Source organism: Streptomyces sp. NPDC102274 (assembly GCF_044766385.1).
Taxonomy (GTDB): domain Bacteria; phylum Actinomycetota; class Actinomycetes; order Streptomycetales; family Streptomycetaceae; genus Streptomyces.
This window is the reverse complement of the sequence record NZ_JBIWLW010000011.1, coordinates 139,824-163,213: the sequence shown is the minus strand read 5'-3', so window position 1 is coordinate 163,213 and position 23,390 is coordinate 139,824. Positions and strand designations below refer to the sequence as shown.

Sequence of the window (23,390 nt, the reverse complement as noted above, 5' to 3'; positions counted from 1 at the left end):
GCCCGGATCGGCCGACCGTACGCGGCACCGGTGAGTGACCGGTCACAGGGCAGGGCATACGGGACGGCCGGAGCACACCGGACGCCGGGAACACGCACCGGACGGCGGGAACGCACCGGACGGCACGAGCGCGCCGGACCGCGGGGCACCGCACAAGCCCATCGCGTACTGATCATTACGATCCGGTATCGGGGTACCCCCAAGGTCTTGCCTTCCGCTCGTGTAATCGATTCCAATCCTCCGTGTAATCGATTCCACGAGGAGGTGTGCCGACGATGGCGGGTATCAAGGATGTCGCGGCCGAGGCAGGCGTGTCCGTCGCCACGGTGTCGCGGGTACTCAACGACCATCCGTCGGTCAGCCCCGCGTCCCGCGCCCGGGTGCTCGCCGCCGTCGCGGCGCTGGACTACCGGCCCAACGCCGTGGCCCGTTCCCTGCGCACCGACCAGACCCGCACGCTGGGCCTGGTCATCAGCGATGTACTCAATCCTTACTTCACCTCGCTGGCCCGCGCGGTCGAGGAGGAAGCACGGACGCTCGGGTACAGCGTGATCATCGGAAACGCCGACGAACGGCCCGAGTTGCAGGACCACCACGTCCGCACGCTGCTCGACCGTCGGATCGACGGGCTGCTGGTGTCACCCACCGACCGGGGTTCGCCGCTGATACTCGACGCGGTACGTGCCGCGACCCCGATCGTCTTCGTCGACCGGTGGATCCCGGGCGTCGAGGTACCCGTCGTACGGTCCGACGGCCGCGCCGCCGTACGCGATCTGGTCACCCATCTGCTGGGGATCGGCCATCGCAGGCTCGCGATCATCGCGGGCCCGGCGACCACCACCACCGGCAGCGAACGCGTCGACGCCTTCCGTACGGCGCTGGGCGAGCACGGGGTCGCGCTGCCCGACGCGTACATCGGCCAGGGCGACTTCCAGGCCGAGAGCGGACGCCGGGCCGCCGAGCGCTTCCTCGATCTGCCCGAGCCTCCCGACGCCGTGTTCGCGGCGGACAATCTGATGGCCCTCGGCGCGCTCGACGCGATCCGTGCCCGGGGTCTGAGCGTCCCGGAGGACATCGCGCTCGCGGCCTTCGACGACATCCCGTGGTTCGTGCACACGGATCCGCCGATCACGGCCATCGCGCAGCCGACGGACGAACTGGGCCGGGCCGCCGTGCGCGCGCTGGTCGAGCGCATCGCCGGCCGGGTCCCGCCGTCCGTCACACTCCCCGCCCGGCTGGTCGTACGCCGCTCCTGCGGCGCGGAGTTCCCGCCGTCCCCCCGGCACCCGGCCCCCTCGGAGCGCGCACCGTCAGCGCATAGCCCGTCAGCACATGGTCCGTCACCGCACAGCCCCCCACCACACAGCCCCCCACCACATATCCCGTCAACGCACAGCCCCTCACCACACAGCCCGTCAGCACGAACACGAAGGAGCAACCCGTGAGTCACCCGGACGAGTTGCTGCGTGTCGAAGGGATACGCAAGACCTTTCCCGGCGTGGTCGCGCTCGACAGCGTCGACTTCGATCTGCGCCGCGGCGAAGTGCATGTCCTGCTCGGCGAGAACGGCGCCGGCAAGAGCACTCTCATCAAGATGCTCTCCGGTGCCTACCGTCCGGACGCCGGCCGCGTGCTCGTCGGCGGGCAGGAGGTCCGTATCCATGACGCGCAGGACGCGGAACGGCTGGGAATCGCCACCATCTACCAGGAGTTCAACCTGGTCCCCGACCTGACGGTGGCCGAGAACATCTTCCTGGGCCGTCAGCCACGCCGCTTCGGCCTGGTCGACCGCGGGAAGATGGAGTCGGACGCGGCCAAACTGCTGGAGCGCGTCGGAGTCACCACCCCGCCGCACACCAAAGTACGTGAACTCGGCATCGCCCGGCTCCAGATGGTCGAGATCGCCAAGGCGCTCAGCCTGGACGCCCGGGTGCTGGTCATGGACGAGCCGACCGCCGTGCTGACCTCCGAGGAGGTCGACAAGCTCTTCCGGATCGTTCGCGCGCTGCGCGAGGACGGCGTGGGCATCGTCTTCATCACCCACCATCTGGAGGAGGTCGCGGCGCTCGGTGACCGTGTCACCGTCCTGCGCGACGGCCGCAGCGTCGGGCAGGTGCCCGCGTCAACCCCCGCGGACGAGCTCGTACGCCTCATGGTGGGCCGCGACATCGACCAGCAGTATCCGCGCCGTGCCGCGGAGACCGGCACCGCTCTGCTGTCCGTCACCGGACTGACCAGGGAGGGCGTCTTCCGCGATGTGGGTTTCGAGGTGCGCGCCGGTGAGGTCGTCGGTATCGCCGGGCTGGTGGGCGCGGGCCGTACGGAGGTCGTTCGCGCGGTCTTCGGCGCGGACCACTACGACACGGGCTCGGTACGGGTGGCGGGCGCCGCGCTGCCGCGCCATGACGTGAGCGCGGCGATGGCCGCCGGGATCGGGCTGGTGCCGGAGGACCGCAAGGGCCAGGGCCTGCTGCTCGACGCGTCCGTGGAGGAGAACCTCGGTCTGGTCACCCTGCGTTCGGCGACCCGCGCCGGGCTGGTGGACCGCGCGTCACAACGCACGGCCGCCGCCCGGATCGCCGGGCAGCTCGGCGTCCGGATGGCGGGGCTCGACCAGCGGGTACGCACCCTGTCCGGCGGCAACCAGCAGAAGGTCGTCATCGGCAAATGGCTGCTGGCCGAGGTCAAGGTGCTGATCCTCGACGAGCCGACGCGCGGTATCGACGTCGGCGCGAAGGTCGAGATCTATGAACTCGTCAACGAACTCACCGCCGCCGGTCACGCCGTGCTGATGGTCTCCAGCGATCTACCGGAGGTGCTGGGCATGAGCGACCGGGTGCTGGTGATGGCCGAGGGTCGGATCGCCGGTGAACTCACGGCGGACGAAGCGACACAGGACGCGGTGATGGCGCTGGCCGTCGGCGCCGCGCACCCATCCGGACCGGAACCCGGGACCGACGTGGACGACGAGGAAGAAGGGGTGGAGGGCTCCCGTGGCCACTGACACGCTCAAGAACAAGACAGATGGCGGTGGCGGAGGCGGAGGCGCCCTGGCGATCCGCCGGCTCCTGCTCGACAATGGCGCGCTGAGCGCCCTGGTCGTTCTGGTGGTGGCGATGTCGCTGCTGTCGGGCGACTTCCTGACCACCCAGAACCTGCTCAACGTCGGTGTGCAGGCGGCCGTGACCGCGATCCTCGCGTTCGGTGTCACGTTCGTCATCGTCACCGCGGGCATCGACCTCTCGGTCGGCTCGGTGGCGGCGCTCTCGGCGACGGTCCTGGCCTGGTCGGCGACGTCGGAGGGGGTGCCGGTGTGGCTGGCCGTCGTGCTCGCCGTGGGCACCGGCATCGCGTGCGGGCTCGTCAACGGGGCGCTCGTCTCGTACGGCAAACTCCCGCCGTTCATCGCCACGCTGGCGATGCTCTCGGTGGGCCGCGGCCTGTCCCTGGTGATCTCGCAGGGCAGCCCGATCGCCTTCCCCGGCTCCGTCTCGCGGATCGGGGACACGCTCGGCGGCTGGCTGCCGGTACCGGTCCTCGTGATGGTGGCGATGGGGCTGATCACGGCGCTGATCCTGGCCCGTACGTATCTGGGCCGCTCGATGTACGCGATCGGCGGCAACGAGGAGGCGGCACGGCTGTCCGGGCTGCGCGTCAAGCGGCAGAAGGTCGCCGTCTACGCGCTGTCGGGACTGTTCGCCGCCGTCGCCGGTATCGTCCTGGCCTCCCGGCTCTCCTCGGCGCAGCCGCAGGCCGCGCAGGGGTACGAACTCGACGCCATCGCCGCGGTCGTGATCGGCGGTGCCAGCCTGGCGGGCGGTGTCGGCAAGGCGTCCGGCACGCTCATCGGCGCGCTGATCCTGGCGGTGCTGCGCAACGGCCTCAACCTGCTGTCGGTGTCGGCGTTCTGGCAGCAGGTCGTCATCGGTGTCGTCATCGCGCTCGCGGTGCTGCTCGACACGGCGCGCTCCCGGGCCGGGGCGTCGGCCTCACCCGCCGGTGCGTCCGGTACGGGGGGCGCGGGCGGCTCGGGCCGTAAGGGCGCGAGAGCGGTGAAGTACACCGTCGCCGCGGTGCTGGTGGCCGCCGTCATCGGCGGTGTCTCCTTCTGGAACAACGGCTCCTCCGGCGGCGGGACCAAACTGGGGCTCTCCCTCTCCACTCTCAACAACCCCTTCTTCGTCCAGCTGAAGGCGGGCGCGGAGGCCGAGGCGAAGGCCAAGGGCGTCGATCTCACCGTCACCGACGCGCAGAACGACGCCTCCCAACAGGCCAACCAGATACAGAACTTCACCAGCGGGGCCATGTCGTCGGTGATCATCAACCCGGTCGACTCGGACGCGGCGGGACCGTCCGTACGCGCCGCCGACAAGGCCGGCATCCCGGTGATCGCCGCCGACCGCGGTGTCAACAAGGCGGACATCGCCACGCTGGTGGCCTCCGACAACGTCGCGGGCGGCAAGCAGGCGGCGAAGACGCTCGCGGAGAAGCTCGGTGGCGAGGGACAGATCGTGATCCTCCAGGGCACGGCGGGCACCTCGGCCAGCCGTGAACGTGGTCAGGGCTTCGCCGAGGGCATCAAGGCGTACCCCGGCATCAAGATCGTCGCACGGCAGCCGGCGGACTTCGACCGCACCAAGGGGCTCGATGTGATGACCAATATGCTCCAGGCGCACAGCGGGGTGAACGGGGTCTTCGCGGAGAATGACGAGATGGCGCTCGGGGCGATCAAGGCGCTGGGCTCCAAGGCGGGTACGTCGGTCCCGGTCGTCGGCTTCGACGGCACACCCGACGGCCTCAAGGCGGTGAAGGCGGGCACGCTCTACGCCTCGGTGGCCCAGCAGCCCGCGGAACTGGGCCGGCTCGCCGTGCTCAACGCCATCAAGGCCGCGCAGGGCGACGGGATCGCCTCGATGGTGAAGGTGCCGGTCAAGGTGGTCACGGCGAAGAACGTCGCCGACTTCTCCTGACCGCTCCACGGCCTCAGCAGCTCGACGGCCTCCAGGGAAAGAGACGAAGAGACAGTGATGGACGAAGAGACAGGGATGTACGACTACGACCTGCTGGTCGTGGGGTCGGCCAACGCCGATCTGGTGATCGGTGTCGAGCGGCGTCCCGGCGCCGGTGAGACCGTGCTCGGCTCGGACCTGTCCGTCCATCCGGGCGGCAAGGGCGCGAACCAGGCGGTCGCCGCCGCCCGCCTCGGAGCCCGTACGGCGCTGCTGGCCCGGGTCGGCGACGACGCGCATGGGCGTCTCCTGCTCGACTCGCAGCGATCGGCGGGCGTCGACACGGCGGGGGTGCTGTCCGGCGGTGCGCCCACCGGGGTCGCCCTGATCACGGTCGATCCGTCCGGGGACAACAGCATCGTGGTGTCGCCGGGCGCCAACGCCCGGCTGTCCCCGGCGGACATCCGGGACGCGGCGGGTCTGCTGCGGGCCTCGCGGGTGGTCTCGGCGCAGCTGGAGATTCCGCTGGAGACGGTCGAGGAGGTGGTGGCGGGGATGGCGCCGGGCAGCCGGTTCGTACTGAACCCCTCTCCCCCGGTGCCTCTGCCCGTCGGGATCCTGGCGGCGTGCGACCCCCTGATCGTGAACGAGCACGAGGCGCGGGTGGTGCTCGGGGCGTCGGTGGGTGACGACCCGGAGGAGTGGGCGAGGGCGCTGCTCGCGCTGGGGCCACGCTCGGTGGTGATCACGCTGGGCGCGCGGGGCGCGCTGGTGGCGGACGACCGTACGGCGGAGCTCGTGCCGTCCGTACGGGTGCGCGCTGTGGACACCACGGGGGCCGGCGACGCGTTCACCGCGGCGCTGGCCTGGCGGCTCGGTGCCGGCGAGAGCCTGGCTGTGGCCGCCGCCTACGCGGCGCGGGTGGGCGCGGCGGCGGTGACCAGGGAGGGAGCGCAGGTGTCGTTCCCGACGGCGGCGGAGGTGGCGGCGCTCGCCGGAGCGGCCCCTGGGCCGCGGGCGGTCGCGGCGGAACACCACGTCACCGCTCCGGTGCGGACGGTGTCCGGTCCGGGCCGGGGCGTGGCCGAGTGAAGAGGTCCGGGATCCTGAATCGTCATCTCGCGGGCGCCCTGGCCGAGCTGGGCCACGGGGACGGTGTTCTGGTCTGCGATGTGGGGATGCCCCTGCCCGTGGGTCCGCGTGTGGTGGATCTGGCGTTCCGGGCCGGGGTGCCGCGGTTCGCCGAGGTGCTGGAAGGTCTGCTGGCAGAGCTGGTCGTGGAGGGCGCGACGGCGGCCCAGGAGGTCCGTGAGGCGAATCCGGAGGCGGCGCGGCTGCTGGCGGCGCTGCCCGGTCTCGGTTTCGTCCCGCACGTGGAGCTGAAGGAGCTGTCGGCGGGCGCGCGCCTGATCGTGCGCACCGGGGAGGCGCGGCCGTACGCGAATGTGCTGTTGCGCTGCGGCGTGTTCTTCTGAGCCACACCGTGTGTGTTCAGTGGCAGGCCCCGTCTCGACAGGGGCCGGCCACGAGATATCTTGATGTCGAGCAATGTTGCAGACGTGGAGCGGAGCACCCGGTGACTGACTCGACCATCATCTACACACACACCGACGAGGCCCCGGCCTTGGCGACGTATTCCTTCTTGCCCGTGGTCGAGGCGTATGCCTCGACGGCGGGGGTCACCGTGGAGAGTCGTGACATCTCTCTGGCGGGACGGATCATCGCGGGCTTCCCCGAGCGTCTTGAGGAGAGCCAACGCATCGATGACGCGCTCGCCGAGCTGGGTGAGCTGGCCAGGACACCCGGTGCGAACATCATCAAGCTGCCGAACATCTCGGCCTCGATCCCGCAGCTGAAGGCGGCGATCGCCGAGCTCCAGCAGCAGGGCTACGCGCTGCCCGACTACCCGGACGACCCGAAGACCGACGAGGACCGCGACGTCCGCGCGCGCTACGACAAGGTCAAGGGCAGCGCCGTCAACCCGGTCCTGCGCGAGGGCAACTCCGACCGCCGCGCCCCCGCGTCGGTCAAGAACTACGCCAAGGCGCACCCGCACCGTATGGGCGCGTGGACGGCCGACTCGAAGACGAACGTCGCGCACATGGACGCCGACGACTTCCGGTCCAGCGAGAAGTCCACGGTCATCGCCGAGCCGGGCTCGCTCCGTATCGAGCTGGCCGGTGACGACGGCAGCACGACGGTCCTGCGCGAGTCGGTGCCCGTGCTCGCGGGGGAGGTCGTGGACGCGTCGGTGATGCGGGTGGCGGCGCTGCGCGAGTTCCTCAGGGCCCAGATCGGCCGTGCCAAGGCCGAGGACGTGCTGTTCTCGGTGCATCTGAAGGCCACGATGATGAAGGTCTCCGACCCGATCATCTTCGGTCATGTCGTACGGGCCTTCTTCCCGAAGACGTTCGCCGAGTACGGCGAGGCGCTCGCCGCGGCCGGTCTGACCCCCAACGACGGCCTCGGTGGCATCCTGGGCGGGCTGGACTCGCTGCCCGACGGCGCGGCGGTCAAGGCGTCCTTCGAGGCCGAGCTCGCCGACGGCCCCGCGCTGGCGATGGTCGACTCCGACCGCGGCATCACGAATCTGCACGTACCGAGCGATGTCATCGTCGACGCCTCCATGCCGGCCATGATCCGCACTTCCGGTCACATGTGGGGGCCCGACGGCCAGGAGGCCGACACCCTCGCGGTCATCCCCGACAGCAGCTACGCCGGCATCTACCAGGTGGTCATCGACGACTGCCGCGCGCACGGCGCGTACGACCCGTCGACGATGGGCTCGGTGTCGAACGTCGGTCTGATGGCGCAGAAGGCCGAGGAGTACGGCAGCCACGACAAGACCTTCGAGATCCCCACCACCGGCACGGTGCGTGTCCTCGACGGCTCCGGCGATGTCGTGCTGGAGCACGTGGTGAGCGCGGGCGACATCTGGCGCATGTGCCAGGCCAAGGACCTGCCGATCCGGGACTGGGTCAAGCTCGCCGTGACCCGCGCCCGCGCGACCGGCGACCCGGCGGTGTTCTGGCTGGACGAGGGCCGCGCGCACGACGCGAACCTCATCGCGAAGGTCAGGACCTACCTCGCCGAGCACGACACCGAGGGCCTGCGGATCGAGATCATGCCGCCGGTCGAGGCGACCGCGTTCTCCCTGGAGCGCATCCGCCGGGGCGAGGACACGATCTCGGTCACCGGCAACGTGCTGCGCGACTATCTGACCGACCTGTTCCCGATCCTCGAACTCGGCACGAGCGCCAAGATGCTCTCCGTCGTCCCGCTCATGAACGGCGGCGGGCTGTTCGAGACCGGTGCCGGCGGCTCCGCGCCCAAGCACGTGCAGCAGCTCGTCAAGGAGAACTACCTGCGCTGGGACAGCCTGGGCGAGTTCCTCGCGCTCGCGGTCAGCTTCGAGCACCTCGCGCAGACGACGGACAACGCGCGCGCCCAGGTGCTCGCCGACACCCTCGACCGCGCCACGGCCACCTTCCTCAACGAGGACAAGTCGCCCAGCCGCCGGCTCGGTGGCATCGACAACCGCGGCAGCCACTTCTACCTGGCGCTCTACTGGGCGCAGGAGCTCGCGAGGCAGACCGACGACGGTCGGCTCGCGGAGGCGTTCGCGCCCCTCGCCAAGACGCTGGCCGAGCAGGAGAGCACCATCGTCGACGAGCTGATCGCGGTACAGGGCGAGCCGGCCGACATCGGCGGCTACTACCAGCCCGACCCGGCCAAGGCCGCGGCCGTGATGCGTCCTTCGGCCACGTTCACCCAGGCCCTCGCGCTTCTCGGCTGACGGCTCCCACGGGCACGGGGATGGTCCGCCCCGCGTGACCGGGGCACCGCGGGCGCCGCGGCCCCGCACCCGAACTCCCCTTGTCCGCCCACCGGTTCCGCCCCGTCCGACATCTCTGTCGGCTGGGGCGGTTCCGTCTTCGCCGCGGCGGTCCGCCGGGACGCACCGGCCTCAGTGCTCGTGGCCGTCGGCCTCTCCCCCGGCGGGCGATCCGGTCGGCTCCGCGTCCCCGGCGTCCCCGGTGGCGGGGGCGGTTCCGGCGGGTGCGGTTCCTGCGGTGACGGTGAAGGCGGCGGTGCGGACCGTTCCGTTGTGCTTGAAGTCGAGGAAGAGACGGTAGGTGCCGGCGCTGGGTGCGGTGGCGGTGAAGGACACGTCGGGGCCGGGTTCGGTCTCGCCGTCGCCGGGCGCGCCGTTGGGGTGGACATGCAGGTACGCCAGGTCGCCGGAGCGCAGGGCGACCAGATGGCCGTAGGCACCGAGGTACGGCTGGAGGTCGGTGACCGGCCGGCCGGCCCTGGTGACCTTCAGGTTCAGTTCGCCGGCCGTCCCCGGGCGCAGTGGGCCGGTGAGTGTGACGGTGTAGCCGTCGACCGTGGCTGTGGACGAGGGGGCGGGGACCGGGGCGGGCCGGTAGTCGCCCGCGACGGCGAGGTCCGCGCCGAGCGTGAGGTTCTTCGCTCCCTTGGCGGCGGGTGTGAAGTCCGCGAAGAGGCGGTAGCCGCCGGCGGCGGGGAGGTTCGCCGGTGTGCTCCAGGTGCCGTCGGCCGCCCGGGTGGGGTGCAGATGCCGGTAGGTGGCCAGGTCCTGTGAGGCGAGTATCAGATGCAGTTCCTTGTCGTGCTCGCGTTGGAAGGCGGTGACCTGACGCCCCGAGCTGTCGCGGATGGCGAAGCGCAGTTCGGTGATGCGGGCCGCGGGGACGCGGGGCGTCCTGAGGTCGAGGGTGTAGCCGCCCTCCGAGACCTGCAACCCGCCCGCCGGCGCGTCATGACCACCCTGCGAGGCCTCCCCTGCCCCGTCTCCCCCGTCGGGCGCACCCGCGTGTTCCGCGTGCGCCGCGGGCTCCGGGTCCGTCGAGACCGGCGTGACCACGGTCCCGACTCCGTACGCCGCACCGAAGGAAGCGGCGAGCGCGGTGGTGTACGCGGTGATCCTCATCGCGGTGTTCATGGTGCTCTCCTCTGATCGTCCGGCGTTGGTCCCGCTGACCGACTACGCCCAGCATATACCCCTAGGGGGTATGCACAAACCCGCGTCGCCCCTTGCCATGGATACGGGGTGGGGGTATACATGAGCAGGTCAGTCACGATACCCCTCCTGGGTATCGAACGATCTGCCCTCCGGGAGGAACCATGTCCGATTGCTGTACGCCTGACGGCAGTTGCTCGACCAGCACGGCGCAGAACGGCACGACCGTTGTCGCCGACAGCCACACGGTTGTCTATGAGGTCGCCGGAATGACCTGTGGCCACTGCGAGTCCACGCTCACCAAGGCCATCGGCGACCTGGACGGCGTCCTGAGCGTCGACGTGGACGTCGCCGCCGGCCGTGTCGGCGTCACCACCGGCGGCGAGCCCGACGGCGCCGAGATCGCGAAGGTGGTCGCCGACGCCGGTTACGAGGTCACCGGCCGGGCCGTCTGACCTTCCGCACACGCTGCCGGGCCCGTGGGCGGACGGCCGACCGACGGGCCCGTCGGCGGCGGGTGCGGGAGTGGCTCCCCGCCGCGAAGCGCGGCCGACCCGCCCGGTGGATGCCGGACGACCTCGCGGCCCCCGACAGACCCCGGTACGCCTAGGGGGTATTGCCCTCAAGGGCGATACGGGAGAGTCGCAGCACGCTCCCCTCGCCGTTGGCCGAGAGGAAGAGGGAGCCGTCCGGGCCGAGGGCCAGGCCGGCGAACTGGTTGGGCGGGCCCGGGACTCCGGGCACCGGGTGGCGGGCCGGGTGGGTGGGGCGAGTGGTGCCGGGGGGCAGGCCGACCGCGAGGTTCTCGGCGTCGATCCGGCTCTCCCCCGTGACGAGCGATATCGCCCGCAGTCGCCGGTGCGCCGTCTCCACCGTGAACAGTTCGTCGTCGCGGACGACCAGGCCCTGCGGCGCACCGAGCCCGTCCGCGACGGTGACCGCTTCGCCGTCCTCGAGCCGTAGCACCGCCCCGAGCCGGTCGTCGCTGACGTAACAGCGCCGCTCTCCGTCGAAGGCCACGTCCACGGGGTGCACGAGCCCCGAGGCGAGCACGGTGACCGTGTCGGACTCGTCGATCCGCAGGATCCGGCCGCCGCCCGTTTCGGCGACCACGAGCGAGCCGTCCTGCGCGACCGCGATACCGGTGGGCTCGCTCAGTCCGGTCGCCCGTACCCTCGTGGTCTTCCCTACGGGGTCGTAGGTACGGACGTCGCCGAGCTGCGAGGTGAGGTGCAGGACCCCGTCATCCGCGGTGACGCCATGGACGAAGATCAGCAGATCGTGTGTGACGATGCCGCCGGACTCGTTCGCGTTCCCGTTGCCGTTCGCGTTGTCGGTCCCGTTCTCGTTCCCGTTGCCGTTCGCGGTCCCGTTCACCTTCCCGTTCGCGCCCTCTTCGGGGCCCGCCGGGCTCGCCACGCGGTAGTGGTCGGCCGCGTACACCGTGCCGCCGAGATCGACCGTCACGCCGAAGGGACCGTCGAGCCCGCGCGGCACGATCTCCCGGATCCGGCCGTCGTGGTGCATCTCCGTGACCCCGCCGCTCGCGTAGCTGGAGACGAACATCCGGTTCTCGTCGTCGAACGCCGCGTTGTCCAGCCCCACGACACCGGTGACGACGATCGACCGCACTCCGGTACGGAGATCGATACGGGTCACGATGCCCGCCACACCGCGCGACAGCACCACCAGAACACCGCCTCGGTCGAACCGGACCGCGACCGGGTCGTCCACGTCCTCCGCGACCAGCTCGGGCACACCGCCGTCGGGGGATATCCGCCACACCTCGTTGGCGATCATGTGCGGGTAGTAGAGCAGACCGTCCGGACCGAGCTGCATCGCGTTGCCCCAGGCCAGTCCGTCCGTGAGCACCGCCGGATCGCCACCGTCGGGGAACAGCTCCATCAGACGGCCGTTGCTTCGCATCTCGTTGACGAAGAGGCGATTTCCCACGCAGGTAATGCCGTTGGGCAACTTCAGCGCGTCGGAGACCAGGGTGAACTCACCGGCGGGGTCCCGGCGCCACACCCTGCCCGGTGTCAGGTCGGTGATGTACATCGAACCGTCCGCACCGAAGGCGAGATCGTCCGGCGCCTGGACCGGGCTGTCCATCGGCACCACCACGTCGACGTCCCCCGAGGCGGGATCCACGGCGCTGATCTGTCCGGCGATGAACTGCGCCACATACAACCGCCCGTCGGGCCCGAAGGTGACGCCGTTCGAACCCCACAGCCGGTTCGGCGGGTTCAGCCTCGTCGTGTTCCACCGCTCGCTCGTGGTGTGCCACCGGCCGGTGTCGTCGAATCGGCTGGGCTGCCTCATCGCTCCCCCTCTGTTGAAGGTGTTGTCACGGGAACCGGAATCCGAACCGGCTTGGCCCGCCCGGTCACTGGATGATCGCCTCGTTCATGTCACCGTCCGTGCGCCAGCGTGTGATCAGTTCGTAGAACTCGATCGGGCCGCCGCCGTACGACTCGCTCCGCTTGCTCGGCTTGCCCTCGTTGTTGATGTAGCCCGGGGTGCATTCGGCGAAAAACGCATGCGTGTCCGGCGCCCTGTCCCGGATCGTGGCGACCCAGGCGGCCTGTGCCTCGGCGGTCGGCTCGATGTACCGGGCCTGGCGTTTGCCCGCCTCGGCGACGATCTCGGCGACATGGGTCGCCTGCTCGTCGAGGACATGGACGAAATTCACGGAGACCGCGTTCTGGAGAGCGCCGAGGTGGAAGAAGTTGGGGAAGCCATGGCTGTAGAAACCGTGGAGCGTCCTCGGACCGTCCTTCCATGACTCGGCCAGCGTGACACCGTCCCGGCCGTGCACGTTGAGTCCGGCCCGCTCGGCCGGCGGACCGCCGATGTTGAAACCGGTCGCGAAGATGACGCAGTCGACCTCGTACTCGACACCGCCGACCACAAGAGCGTTCTCGGTGATGCGTTCGACGCCGCGGCCGGCCGTGTCGACCAGCGTGACATTGGGCCGGTTGAACGTGGGCAGGTAGGTGTCGCTGAACGTGGGGCGCTTGCACATGTAGCGGTACCAGGGCTTGAGCGCCTCGGCCGTCGCCCGGTTCTCGATGACGGTGTCCACCCGGGCGCGTATCTCGTTCATCTTCTTGAAGTCGGCCAACTCGGCCATGAGACCGCGCTGTTCGGGTGGCAGGGTGTCGCCGCTCGCGCTCGGCAGGAGGCTCTGGAGCAGCCGGGCGCTGGTGGTCCAGCCGTCGGACACCAGGTCCTCGTCCGCGCCGCCGCCGGAGACCTGCGCGAGGAAGTTGTCCCGGCGGCGCCGCTGCCAGCCAGGGGTCAGCGCCCCGGCCCACTCGGGGTCCGTGGGGCGGTTGTCACGGATGTCGACCGAGGACGGCGTGCGCTGGAACACATAGAGATGCTTGGCATCACGCCCCACGTGCGGCACACACTGGATGGCGGTCGCGCCGGTACCGATGATGGCGACACGCTTGTCGGCGAGCTTGTGCAGATCGCCGTCCGCGTCACCGCCGGTGTACGCGTAGTCCCAGCGGCTCGTGTGGAACGTGTGCCCCTGGAAGGTCTCGATGCCCGGGATGCCGGGGAGTTTCGGCCGGCTGAACGGTCCGCTGGAGACCACCACGTAGCGCGCCCTCATACGGTCGCCGCGGTCGGTACGAATGGTCCACTCGAACTCGGCCTCGTCCCAACGGAGTTCGGTCACCTCGGTCTGGAAGCAGGCATCACGGTACAGCTCGAACTGCCGCCCGATCGCCCGCGCGTGCTGCCTGATCTCCTCCCCCGGCGCGTACTTCCACTTCGGTACATGGCCGACCTCTTCGAGCATCGGCATATAGATGTACGACTCGATGTCGCAGTGGATCCCCGGATACCGGTTCCAGTACCACGTTCCGCCGAAGTCCCCGGCCTTCTCGATCACCCGGATGTCCCGCACGCCCGCCTGGCGCAGCCGGGCGCCGGCGAGGAGGCCGCCGAACCCGCCACCGATGATCGCGACCTCGACCCGGTCGTCGTGGGGCGCCCGGTCGGGCACGGGGTCCGCGTACGGATCGTCCACGTAATAGCCGAACTCTCCTGTGGTGCTGCGGTATTGCTTGCTGCCGTCGGGGCGGATCCGGCGGTCGCGCTCGGCCCGGTAGCGGGCGCGCAGGGCGTCCGGGTCGAATCCGAGCGCCTCCGGGTCCGGCTGGGGGCCGGCGGATGACGTGCGGGGGGTGGGCATGCGTGTCCTCTCAGGGCTTCTTGGATCACTGCCGCGACGCCACGTCGCCACGTCGCCATGCCGTCATGCCGTCGTGCCGTCGTGCCGTCCGTGAGTCGCTTCATGTCGGTTCGTCGGTCGGCGACCGCGTGGCTCACCAGGTAACGGGCAGTGAGCGCACGCCGTAGGTGGTCCCGCTCTCCTCGAACTCGATCCGGTCGAACGCGGTGGCCAGACGCAGGGTGGGAATGCGCCGGTAGAGCGTGCCGTAGACGACCTGGAGTTCCACCCGGGCGAGCGACTGGCCCAGGCACTGGTGGGGGCCGAAGCCGAACGCGTTGTGCAGACGGGCATTGCGGGTGAGGTCCAGCCGATCGGCCTCGGGGAAGGCCGTGGAGTCCCAGTTGGCGGCGGAGATCTCCACCACGACCCCCTCCCCCGCGCGGATGACCTGGCCGCCGATCTCGATGTCCTCGCGGGCGACCCGGCGCAGGCCGGAGTGGACGATGGAGAGATAGCGCAGCAGTTCCTCCACCGCGCCCGCGACGACCTTCGGGTCCTCGGTGTCCCGCAACACGGCGAGTTGTTCGGGGTTTTCCAGCAGGGCGAGAGTGCCGAGGCTGATCATGGTCGCGGTCGTCTCGTGTCCCGCGATGAGCATCGCGACGCCCATGTGGACCGCTTCGCTCCGTGTCATCTCGCCGGCCGTGACCCGGGCGGCCATCTCGGACATCGCGTCCCCGCCGGGAGCGGCGAGCTTCTCGGTGAGCAGCTCGTCCAGGTACCCGGAGAGCGCGCCGCTCGCCGCACGCGCCTCTTCCGGCGGCGCGTCGCGGTCGAGGGCGATATTGCTGTTGCGCTGGAAGAACTCGTGGTCCTCGTACCGCACTCCGAGCAGGTCGCTGATCACCAGCGACGGCACGGGCAGCGCCAGTGCGGTGAGGAGGTCGGCGGGCTTCGGTCCGGCCAGCAGGTCGTCGATCAGATCGTCGACGATCTTCTGAATGGCGGGGCGCAGGGCCTCGGCCCGTTTGAGGAGGAGCGGACGGTTGACCATCCGGCGCAGCCGGGTGTGCTCGGGGGCGTCCGTGTTGGTGATGAGCTTCGGGGTGACCTTCGCGATGTCCGCCCGGTACGCGCTCACATGCGGAAAGGCTCCGAACTTGTCGTCGTTGCCGAGGCGGGGATCGGTGAGGATGGCCCGCTGGTGGGCGTGTCCGGTGATGAGCCAGGGCGTGCTGCCGTCCCAGATCCTGACCTTCGTGATCGGTGTCTCGTCACGGAGCTCCGCAAGGCCGGGGGGCGGGGCGAACGGGCAGCCGGCCGCCCTGGGCATCGGGAACTCCGGGACCGGCCGGGCCGCGTCGGCCGCGGTATCGGTCAGTGTGTCGGCCATGTCACTCCTCGGTGGGGGCTCCGCCGGGGCGGAGTGCGGGGAACGGTGGCGGGACGCCTCTATGTACACACATGCAACCGGAGTGGACTGACACCATCCGGTCAATTACCTGACAGCAAGCTGACGTGAGGCCGATCACACGCTCAGGTCTCTCACGGGACCGGGCCGGTCAACGGCGGGTCGGCAAGCGGCCTGTCGGTCGGTCAGCAGCCGGTCGGTGGGTCAGCGGCCCGTCGGTCAGCAGCTGGTCGGTCAGGGGCCGGTCGGCCGGTCAGCGGCCGAGCAGGTAGCCGAAACCCCTGCGGGTATGGATCAGTTGCGGTTCCTCCTGGTCGACCTTGTGCCGGAGGCGGGAGACGAGCTTCTCGATGGCGTTGTCGGCGCGGCCGTCGCCCCAGACGTGACGGCAGATCTGTTCCTTCGAGAGGACCTGATCGGCGTTGACCAGCAGATGACGCAGCAGCCGGTACTCCGCGGGCGTGAGATCGAGCGCCCGTGGCCCGCGCCACGCCTGGCAGGTGGCGTCGCTCAGGACGAGGTCGCCGTAGCACGGCCCCCGCCGTACAGAACCGCGCCCGCGGCCACGCCCGCGCAGTAACACCTGTGCCCTGGCGAGGACTTCGGCGATACGGAACGGCATGGTGACGTAGTCCTCCTGGCCCGCCCCCAGTTCGGGCAGGAGGCTGTCCAGGTACTCGCACACGGTCAGGTAGAGCACCGCTGGGCGGTCGGTGACGGGGCGGCCCGCGCGGGCGAGAGCGTTCAGGTCGGGCAGCGTCGTGTCGAGGACCACCAGGTCGAACCGGTGTCCCACGATCCGCGCCAGGCCCTCGGCGCCGGTAGGCGCCGTCGCGACCCGATAACCCGCCAGTTCCAGAGTCGTCGTGAGCAGTTCCGAGATTTCCTGATCACCGACGATGACCAGGACATGCTGCCCGTCCCCACGAACCGCCGACGGTTTCTCGCCAACGCTCCGGCGCACCTCGCTCACACCCCGCATCTCGTTCACCCCGCACATCCCGTATATGGAAGGACCACTTCGCGTAAGGCTCACGCTTCACGTCCGAACGGCGGTGTTGGGGCCCCGGGCGCCCAGGGCCGTGCCCTCAGGCGGGGCGCTCGGTAGTGATGACGGCATCGCTGTCGGCGTAGCCGAGGAAGTCGTCGACCATCCGGTGGAACAGGGCGGCGAGCTGCTGGAGGTCCTGCGGCGACCAGTCCGCCAGGGCCGCCCGCATCCCCCGGCGGCTCGCGTCGCGGATGCGGTCGATCGCCCGCCGTCCGACCGGGGTGAGCTGGATACGCTGGGCACGACCGTCTTCCGGGTCCGGGACGCGGGTCACGTACCCCGACTTCTCCAACTGCTGTACCTTCCGGGTGACATGGGATGCCTCCACGGCCAGCCGGTTCGCCAGCTCGCTGGGGCGCTGGGGTTCGGTGTCGGCGATCTGCCGCAGCAGCGCCACGGCGGCGCGGTCCAGTGACACCCCGGCCTGGCTCATGAGGCGGTCGTGCGGCCGGACCCTGCTGGACAGATAGGCGACGCGGCTCAGCGCCCGCTCGATCTCGATCACATCGGCCGAGGCCGCGGCCGTAGCAACTGCTGGCGGTGGCTTGGGCATCCATACACTTTAGCATCTATTTGCCTGACTCAAGCAACTTCACATTCACTTGCTTGACTCAAGTAACTCACACATGCTTGCCTGACTCAAGTAATCCACTGTCCGCGGTGTCGGCGGGGTCGCACGACACAGCCGCATACGGCGTAGGGAGTGCCCATGAGCAGCACCGGTTTCGAGGGACGCAGCGTCGTTGTCACCGGAGCGGGATCGGGAATCGGCAGGGCCGCGGCGCTGCGATTCGCCGCGGAGGGCGCGAACGTACTGGTCACGGATCTCAACCGGGAGACCGCCCACCGGACGGTCGAGGCGGTGAGGACCGCGGGAGGCGTCGCCCGCGCGGTCGTCGGCGATCTCAGCGAGCAGCGGGTGGTGGACGAGATAGTCGCCACGGCCACGGATGCGTACGGCGGCCTGGACGTCCTGGTGAACAACGCAGGCATCATGGACCGGATGTCGGCCCTCGCGGACACCGAGGACGCCGAATGGGAGCGCGTCATCCGGGTCAATCTGACGGCGCCCTTCATGCTGACCCGCGCCGCGCTGCCGCACATGCTGGACCGGGGCCGCGGGGCGATCGTCTTCACGGCGTCCGAGGCCGCCCTGCGCGGCAGCGCGGCCGGCGCCGCCTACACGGCCGCCAAACACGGTATCGCCGGCCTGACGAAGTCCCTCGCCGTGATGTACCGGAACAACGGAATCCGCGCCAACGCCATCGCCCCCGGCGCGACCGCGACCAATATCCGGGTCGACGTCGCGGCGGAGGCACACGGCCCGAGCGTGATCGGCCCCTATATCGCTCTCTCCGGCAGAGTGGCCGACGCCGGGGAGCAGGCCGCCGCCATCCTTTTCCTCGCGTCGGACGCCGCCGGCAACATCAACGGCACTGTCCTGCCCGTCGACAACGGCTGGTCAGCCGTCTGAAGCCGGAAAGGCCGACGGGCCGGAAACGCCGGGGAGCCGGGGAGCCGGAGAGCCGGAGAGCCGGAAAGCCGCGCCTCGTACGACCGCCCCTGCGCCCAGTGCCCCTGTCACGCCGGTCACGTCAGCGGGGCCAGGGAAAAGACAGGGTGGCGGACCGCTTCGGCGGCGAACTCCTCATCAGTCGACTCGGCCGTCACATCGAAGTACGGGCGCGTGATGGGCACCTCCCGCAGATACTGCCGAAGAACCGGCACGCTCTCCTTCGGTCCCAGCTCGACAACTCGCAGCGTCTCCGATGTGCCACCTCGGCTGATACTCACCTGTCCGGCCACTCGCGCGTTGTGCACCCAGTTGGTCACCCCGTACGCGGCCACCAGCCGGCGCCGGCCACCGGACTCCATCACATCGACCGGGTTGGACAGAGCCCGGCCCGTTTTCCTGCCTCGCACGGTCAGGATGTACCGGTAGCTCTTGCCCCTGCCCAGGCGCGTCATCAACTGGAATACACGGTTGACCGCGCGCGTGCCCGTTCCCACCCGATACGTCTTCGCCATTGCGCCGCTCCTCACCGCAGTCCGGCACGCTCCACTCGCGCGGGCCCCTCCCCCAGTGTCGCAGCCCGCGCCCCTGCGACATCGGGAGCGCCACCGACGAAGCGTGCGCCTGCCTCAACTATCGGCCAGTTCTTCCTTGTTGAGGACAAAGTATGGACGGTGTGGGGCGCTGTCCCTACCCTGGGCGTCGTTCTCGCGCGGAACTCCGCGTGAAACACGGCGTAACTCCGCCGTCGAACCGCCGGTACGTGTACGAACTCCACTCCGCGGGCGCGGGGCCGCCCCGGTCCCCGCCCACTCGCAGCCCCCAGCAGGAGGACGAGTGCAGCCACACAAGTACCAGAGCCCCCGCCCCAGTCGACGCAGATCACGGACCCTCACCGGGTTCCTCCTCGCCGCCCTCGTCACCGGAGGTCTCGTGGCGCCCGCGGTCGGCGCGGAGGCGAGGGCCGCCGCGGAACTGCCGCCCCAGGAACCCGGCGTCACCCTCCGTGTCTTCGACGTCCAGACTCCACTCAGCGAACTCTGCGACCTGAAGCCGGCCCAGACCCCCAACGTCGACAAGCTGATCCCCACGGTCGACTGGTCCTCCACCGAGGGCTTCGGCTTCACGGACAACTTCATGTCGCAGATCATCGGCAACATTGATGTCCCCGCCGACGGGGCCTACACCTTCCGACTGATCAGCGACGACGGCTCCCGTCTCCTCATCGGGGACCAGCGGGTCATCGACCACGACGGACTGCACGGCGCCGAACCCAAGGACGGCGAGATCACCCTCACCTCCGGTTACCACGCGCTCCGCGTCGACCACTTCGACCGCGGCGGTGGCCAGCAGGTGACCCTCCAGTGGAAGCCTCCGGGCGCCACCGACTTCACGCTCGTCCCGAACTCCGTCCTCAGCACCGACGCCGGAGTGGTCCGCGTCACCGCCCCCGGGCGCAAGGAGTGCGAGGGCAGCTTCGACACCCCCGGTGACGGCCTCCCGCTGACATCCGTCCACCCCGGATACACCCTCACCGACCTGCGCCCCGAAGGCTTCGAGCCGCAGGTCTCCGCCATGGACTGGCTGCCGGACGGCCGGCTCGCCGTGACCACGTGGGGCGGCAGCGACAACACCGTGGGAGAGGCGTACATCCTCGATCACGTCACGGGTGACACCGGACCGGAGAAGGTCACGTACAAGAAGATCGCCGACGGGCTGAAAGAGCCGATGGGCATCAAGTACGTCGACGGCAAGCTGTATGTGTCGGAGAAGCACCAGCTGACCGAGTTGTCCGACACCAACGGCGACGACGTCACCGACACGACCCGCAAGGTCGCGTCCTGGCCGTACGGAGGCAACTTCCACGAATTCGCCTTCGGACTGCTCTACAAGGACGGGGACTTCTACCTGAATCTCTCGGTCGCCATCAACTACGGCGGTGCGACGACCGATCCGCAGCCGGCCGCGAACCGCGGCACCACCATCAAGGTCAACAAGGAGACCGGGAAGGTCACTTATCTCGCGGGCGGTCTCCGGACCCCGAACGGGATCGGGTGGGGCCCGGAGGGTGATCTCTTCGTCAACGACAACCAGGGCGGCTGGCTGCCCGCCTCGAAGCTCGTTCATGTGAAGCAGGGCCGGTTCTTCAACCACTACACCAACCCCGACGGCCCGTTCGACGACCGCGCGGTCACCAAGCCGGTGCTCTGGCTGCCGCAGAACGAGATCGCGAACTCCCCCAGCACACCGATGCTGGTCGAGCAGGGGACCTTCGCCGGTCAGATGCTCTTCGGTGACGTCACCTACGGCGGACTGCAACGCGCCGATCTGGAGAAGGTGGACGGCGAGTACCAGGGCGCGGTGTTCCGCCACACGCAGGGCCTGGAGGCGGGCATCACCCGGATCAGTACCGGACCGGACGGTGCGATCTACGCGGGCGGCCTCGGCGCCGACGGAAACTGGGGACAGGAAGGGAAGCTCCGCTTCGGCCTCCAGAAACTCACCCCGAACGGCACGAACGCCTTCGACATCAAGACCATGCGCGCCACCAGCGACGGCTTCGAACTCACCTACACGAAACCGCTGTCGGAGGAGACCGCCGCCAACCTGGCGACCGGCTACTCCGTGGAGCAGTGGCGCTACGTACCCACACCGGCGTACGGCGGCCCCAAGGTGGACGAGGAGAGCCTGTCCGTCGCGTCCGCCCGGATCTCCGAGGACCGCCGTACGGTCCGGCTCACCATCCCCGGGCTGAAGACCGACCGGGTGGTGCACGTACGCTCACCGCGCCCGTTCGCCTCGGCCGACGGCGAGCAGCTGTGGTCCACCGAGGCCTGGTACACCCTGAACGCGCGGCCCGGCCCCGAGGCGCCCGTCACGTCGTACGACGCCGAGTCCGCGCGGCTCTCCGGCGGCGCGGACATCGACACCGAGCACGCCGGCTACACGGGCGGCGGCTTCGTCGACGGTTTCGGCACCCAGGGCGCCACCGCCACCTTCGAGGTCGAGGTCCCCGCCAAGGGCACCTACGACGTGGGCCTGCGTTACGCCAACGGCCCCAACCCGTTCGACGGCCCCAAAACCATCGGCGCGAGCGTCAACGGTGGGCAGGCACGGCAGATCAGCCTCCCCGCCACCGGCGCCTGGAGTCGCTGGTCCACCCAGACCGAGCGGTTCGCCCTGCGCAAGGGACGTAACACCATCACCTACACCTACCGGCCCGAGGACACCGGCCATGCCAATCTCGACATGATCGAGGTGCGCAGACCCGGCAGCCGCATCGACCTGTTCTCCGGCGGCAGCATCTCCACCGCCTGGCAGCACACCGACGGCCGCGGCGTCGAATGGCCCCGCACCCCGGAGAACTCCGTCGAAGTGTGCTGTGGCGACATCCGCACGAAGCAGTCCTTCGGCGACTTCAGACTTCACGCCGAGTTCCGGGTGCCTCAGCTGCCGCCGGACGTCACCGGGCAGGATCGCGGCAACAGTGGTATCTACCTCCAGGAGCGGTACGAGATCCAGATCCTGGACTCGTTCGGTGTGGAGAGACTCGCCGCGAACGAGGCCGGTTCGATCTACAACAAGGTGGCCGCGGACCTGAACGCCGCCACCGCGCCCGAGACCTGGCAGACATACGACATCACCTTCCGCGCGGCCCGTTTCGACGCCGAGGGGAAGAAGACCGAGGACGCCAGGATCACGCTTCTGTGGAACGGCATCAAGGTCCACGACAACGTGGCCGTGGACGGCCCGACGGGCAGCGGCGACGCGGAATCGGCCGCGGCGGGAGCGATCCGGCTCCAGGACCACGGCAATAAGGTCCGCTTCAGGAACGTGTGGATCGAGCCACTGGGCTGATCTCCGCACGGCGCTACTCCACGCGGTACGCCGACAGGACTCCGACGCCTCCCCCGGCCGGAAACGACCGGGGGAGGCGCCGGGTCCGGATCGCCGGAATCAACCGGAATCGACCGGTCAGGCCATCGCCCGCGCCAGCCGGCGGTCCACCTGGGAGGGCGACATGGCGTGCTCGGTCGCCAGGATCCCCGCCCCGATGACCGCGGCGTTCTCGCCCGTACGGCTCGGCTCGATCCGCAGCACACGTGTGGCCAGCGGATGCGAGCGCCGGTACACCGCTTCCCTTACCCCGGCGAGGAGTTGATCGTGTACGGCGGCCAGGGCGCCGCCGAGCACGACCGTGTCCGGATTGAAGAAGTTGACCAAGCCCGCCAGGACCTCGCCGACCGCCCGGCCCGCCTCACGCACCATGCGTACGGCGTCCCGGTTGCCGGACGCCACCAGCCGCACCACATCGCTGCCCGACGCCGCGTCCAGCCCCAGACCGGCCAGTTTCGCCGCGAGCGCCGCCCCGCCCGCCACCGCCTCCAGACACCCGGTGTTGCCGCACCGGCACGACTCCCCCTGATCCCCGACCCGGATGTGTCCGATGTCCCCGGCGCTGCCCTGAGCGCCGCGGTGGAGCCGGCCGTCGGCCACGATGCCGCAGCCGATGCCCGTACCGACCTTGATGTAGAGGAGGTAGCGGGTGTCGGGAAACGCACGACGCTGCTCGGCCAGCGCCATCACGTTCACATCGTTGTCGACCAGCGCCCGCACCCCGAAGCGCGAGGCGAAGAACTCCGGGATCGGATACTGGTGCCAGCCCGGCATGATCGGCGGATCGATGGGGCGGCCGGTCGAGAACTCGACGGGTCCCGGCACCCCGACGCCGATCGAGCGCAGCGTCCGCGGATCCTGTCCCGTCTCCTTCAGCAGCGCCTGCAGCGCCCGCTCCACCCTGCGCAGTACCGATTCCGGACCGTCCGCGATCGACAGTGGCTCCTTGTGCGTGGCCAGCATCGCTCCACCGATGTCCGTCAGAGCCACGGCGCAGTGTGAGGCGCCGAGATCCACACCGGCCACCAGATGCCCGGCGGTGCGCAGTTGGAGCCGGCGCGGCGGTCGGCCTCCGGTCGAGTCGCCGGGGGCGGGGGCCGATTCGTCGACCAAGCCGTGTGCGATCAGCGCGTCCACCCGCTGGGAGACCGTGGAGCGGGCCAGTCCGGTGATCCGCGCGATGTCCGCGCGCGTCGCCACAGCTCCGGAACTGATCAGCGCCAGCACCTCGCCCGGCGTGTGGGTGGCGGAACCGCTGTGATCCGACGGCGCAGGCATGACAGTCACCCTAGGCACGACTTCCGCTGCTCACAAGGCGTTATATGTTCGCCGGTCGACACAAGTTTCGGTCAACTCGCCGAAAATCAAGGCCTCTTGGACTCTTGACAGGTCA

17 protein-coding genes are annotated in these 23,390 nt (G+C 69.9%); 9 read left to right on the top strand and 8 right to left on the bottom strand.

Features of this window, described 5'->3' with window-relative positions:
- Positions 1-275: 275 nt before the first annotated feature.
- The 6 genes from ACIRQP_RS17690 (at position 276) to ACIRQP_RS17665 (ending at position 8,745) form a co-directional block, all read left to right on the top strand.
- Entirely contained in the window at positions 276-1,445 is a 1,170-nt protein-coding gene (locus ACIRQP_RS17690; protein ID WP_403890385.1) for a LacI family DNA-binding transcriptional regulator, read from the top strand.
- Positions 1,442-3,004, top strand: coding sequence for a sugar ABC transporter ATP-binding protein (locus ACIRQP_RS17685; RefSeq protein WP_403890382.1), 1,563 nt, complete (start codon positions 1,442-1,444; stop codon positions 3,002-3,004). Before ACIRQP_RS17690 ends, ACIRQP_RS17685 begins: the two co-directional genes overlap by 4 nt.
- On the top strand, positions 2,994-4,970 hold the full coding sequence (locus ACIRQP_RS17680; protein ID WP_403890379.1) for a substrate-binding domain-containing protein: 1,977 nt from the start codon (positions 2,994-2,996) through the stop codon (positions 4,968-4,970). Before ACIRQP_RS17685 ends, ACIRQP_RS17680 begins: the two co-directional genes overlap by 11 nt.
- A 75-nt stretch (positions 4,971-5,045) precedes the next feature.
- Complete coding sequence (locus ACIRQP_RS17675) at positions 5,046-6,041, top strand: ribokinase (RefSeq protein WP_403890668.1); 996 nt, start codon at positions 5,046-5,048, stop codon at positions 6,039-6,041.
- Positions 6,038-6,424 (top strand): D-ribose pyranase, encoded by a 387-nt coding sequence (gene rbsD / locus ACIRQP_RS17670; RefSeq protein ID WP_403890376.1) that lies wholly within the window; start codon positions 6,038-6,040, stop codon positions 6,422-6,424. The genes ACIRQP_RS17675 and rbsD overlap by 4 nt, the downstream gene beginning before the upstream one ends.
- 101 nt (positions 6,425-6,525) lie before the next feature.
- A complete protein-coding gene (locus ACIRQP_RS17665; protein WP_403890374.1) occupies positions 6,526-8,745 on the top strand; it encodes an NADP-dependent isocitrate dehydrogenase in 2,220 nt (739 codons plus the stop codon).
- A gap of 171 nt (positions 8,746-8,916) precedes the next feature.
- Here the strand turns inward: ACIRQP_RS17665 and ACIRQP_RS17660 are convergent, their stop codons facing one another.
- On the bottom strand, positions 8,917-9,918 hold the full coding sequence (locus ACIRQP_RS17660) for a hypothetical protein (protein WP_403890371.1): 1,002 nt from the start codon (positions 9,916-9,918) through the stop codon (positions 8,917-8,919).
- A gap of 182 nt (positions 9,919-10,100) precedes the next feature.
- On the opposite strand from ACIRQP_RS17660, the gene ACIRQP_RS17655 reads away from it, so the two are divergent.
- Positions 10,101-10,391, top strand: a complete 291-nt coding sequence (locus tag ACIRQP_RS17655) for a heavy-metal-associated domain-containing protein (RefSeq protein ID WP_403890368.1) — start codon at positions 10,101-10,103, stop codon at positions 10,389-10,391.
- Between the two features lie 151 nt (positions 10,392-10,542).
- Here ACIRQP_RS17655 and ACIRQP_RS17650 read toward each other — a convergent pair whose 3' ends face one another.
- From ACIRQP_RS17650 to ACIRQP_RS17630, 5 genes are all read right to left on the bottom strand, one after another.
- On the bottom strand, positions 10,543-12,258 hold the full coding sequence (locus ACIRQP_RS17650) for a hypothetical protein (RefSeq protein ID WP_403890365.1): 1,716 nt from the start codon (positions 12,256-12,258) through the stop codon (positions 10,543-10,545).
- Between the two features lie 64 nt (positions 12,259-12,322).
- Positions 12,323-14,143 (bottom strand): flavin-containing monooxygenase, encoded by a 1,821-nt coding sequence (locus tag ACIRQP_RS17645; protein ID WP_403890363.1) that lies wholly within the window; start codon positions 14,141-14,143, stop codon positions 12,323-12,325.
- A gap of 133 nt (positions 14,144-14,276) precedes the next feature.
- The gene (locus ACIRQP_RS17640) at positions 14,277-15,518 is read right to left on the bottom strand and encodes a cytochrome P450 (protein WP_403890360.1); all 1,242 of its coding nucleotides are present in this window, start codon (positions 15,516-15,518) and stop codon (positions 14,277-14,279) included.
- 271 nt (positions 15,519-15,789) lie between these two features.
- Positions 15,790-16,518 carry a response regulator transcription factor gene (locus ACIRQP_RS17635; RefSeq protein WP_403890665.1) on the bottom strand — a complete coding sequence of 243 codons (729 nt, stop codon included), beginning with the start codon at positions 16,516-16,518 and terminating at the stop codon, positions 15,790-15,792.
- 106 nt (positions 16,519-16,624) lie between these two features.
- Positions 16,625-17,140, bottom strand: coding sequence for a MarR family winged helix-turn-helix transcriptional regulator (locus ACIRQP_RS17630; RefSeq protein ID WP_403890357.1), 516 nt, complete (start codon positions 17,138-17,140; stop codon positions 16,625-16,627).
- A 156-nt stretch (positions 17,141-17,296) separates the two neighbouring features.
- Between ACIRQP_RS17630 and ACIRQP_RS17625 the strand changes: the two genes are divergently transcribed.
- Complete coding sequence (locus tag ACIRQP_RS17625) at positions 17,297-18,061, top strand: SDR family NAD(P)-dependent oxidoreductase (protein ID WP_403890355.1); 765 nt, start codon at positions 17,297-17,299, stop codon at positions 18,059-18,061.
- Positions 18,062-18,177: 116 nt separating this feature from the next.
- On the opposite strand, the gene ACIRQP_RS17620 is transcribed toward ACIRQP_RS17625, so the two are convergent.
- Positions 18,178-18,615, bottom strand: coding sequence for a nitroreductase/quinone reductase family protein (locus tag ACIRQP_RS17620; RefSeq protein WP_403890352.1), 438 nt, complete (start codon positions 18,613-18,615; stop codon positions 18,178-18,180).
- Between the two features lie 322 nt (positions 18,616-18,937).
- Between ACIRQP_RS17620 and ACIRQP_RS17615 the strand changes: the two genes are divergently transcribed.
- On the top strand, positions 18,938-21,958 hold the full coding sequence (locus tag ACIRQP_RS17615) for a family 16 glycoside hydrolase (protein ID WP_403890350.1): 3,021 nt from the start codon (positions 18,938-18,940) through the stop codon (positions 21,956-21,958).
- Between the two features lie 117 nt (positions 21,959-22,075).
- On the opposite strand, the gene ACIRQP_RS17610 is transcribed toward ACIRQP_RS17615, so the two are convergent.
- Positions 22,076-23,275 carry an ROK family protein gene (locus ACIRQP_RS17610; RefSeq protein ID WP_403890347.1) on the bottom strand — a complete coding sequence of 400 codons (1,200 nt, stop codon included), beginning with the start codon at positions 23,273-23,275 and terminating at the stop codon, positions 22,076-22,078.
- Between the last annotated feature and the right edge of the window lie 115 nt (positions 23,276-23,390).

Coding starts and splice junctions, on each gene's coding strand:
- ACIRQP_RS17690 (WP_403890385.1), top strand. CDS start 276: ATGGCGGGTATCAAGGATGTCGCGGCCGAGGCAGGCGTGTCCGTCGCC.
- ACIRQP_RS17675 (WP_403890668.1), top strand. CDS start 5,046: ATGTACGACTACGACCTGCTGGTCGTGGGGTCGGCCAACGCCGATCTG.
- ACIRQP_RS17660 (WP_403890371.1), bottom strand. CDS start 9,918: ATGAACACCGCGATGAGGATCACCGCGTACACCACCGCGCTCGCCGCT.
- ACIRQP_RS17655 (WP_403890368.1), top strand. CDS start 10,101: ATGTCCGATTGCTGTACGCCTGACGGCAGTTGCTCGACCAGCACGGCG.
- ACIRQP_RS17650 (WP_403890365.1), bottom strand. CDS start 12,258: ATGAGGCAGCCCAGCCGATTCGACGACACCGGCCGGTGGCACACCACG.
- ACIRQP_RS17645 (WP_403890363.1), bottom strand. CDS start 14,143: ATGCCCACCCCCCGCACGTCATCCGCCGGCCCCCAGCCGGACCCGGAG.
- ACIRQP_RS17640 (WP_403890360.1), bottom strand. CDS start 15,518: ATGGCCGACACACTGACCGATACCGCGGCCGACGCGGCCCGGCCGGTC.
- ACIRQP_RS17635 (WP_403890665.1), bottom strand. CDS start 16,518: ATGCGGGGTGTGAGCGAGGTGCGCCGGAGCGTTGGCGAGAAACCGTCG.
- ACIRQP_RS17630 (WP_403890357.1), bottom strand. CDS start 17,140: ATGCCCAAGCCACCGCCAGCAGTTGCTACGGCCGCGGCCTCGGCCGAT.
- ACIRQP_RS17625 (WP_403890355.1), top strand. CDS start 17,297: ATGAGCAGCACCGGTTTCGAGGGACGCAGCGTCGTTGTCACCGGAGCG.
- ACIRQP_RS17620 (WP_403890352.1), bottom strand. CDS start 18,615: ATGGCGAAGACGTATCGGGTGGGAACGGGCACGCGCGCGGTCAACCGT.
- ACIRQP_RS17610 (WP_403890347.1), bottom strand. CDS start 23,275: ATGCCTGCGCCGTCGGATCACAGCGGTTCCGCCACCCACACGCCGGGC.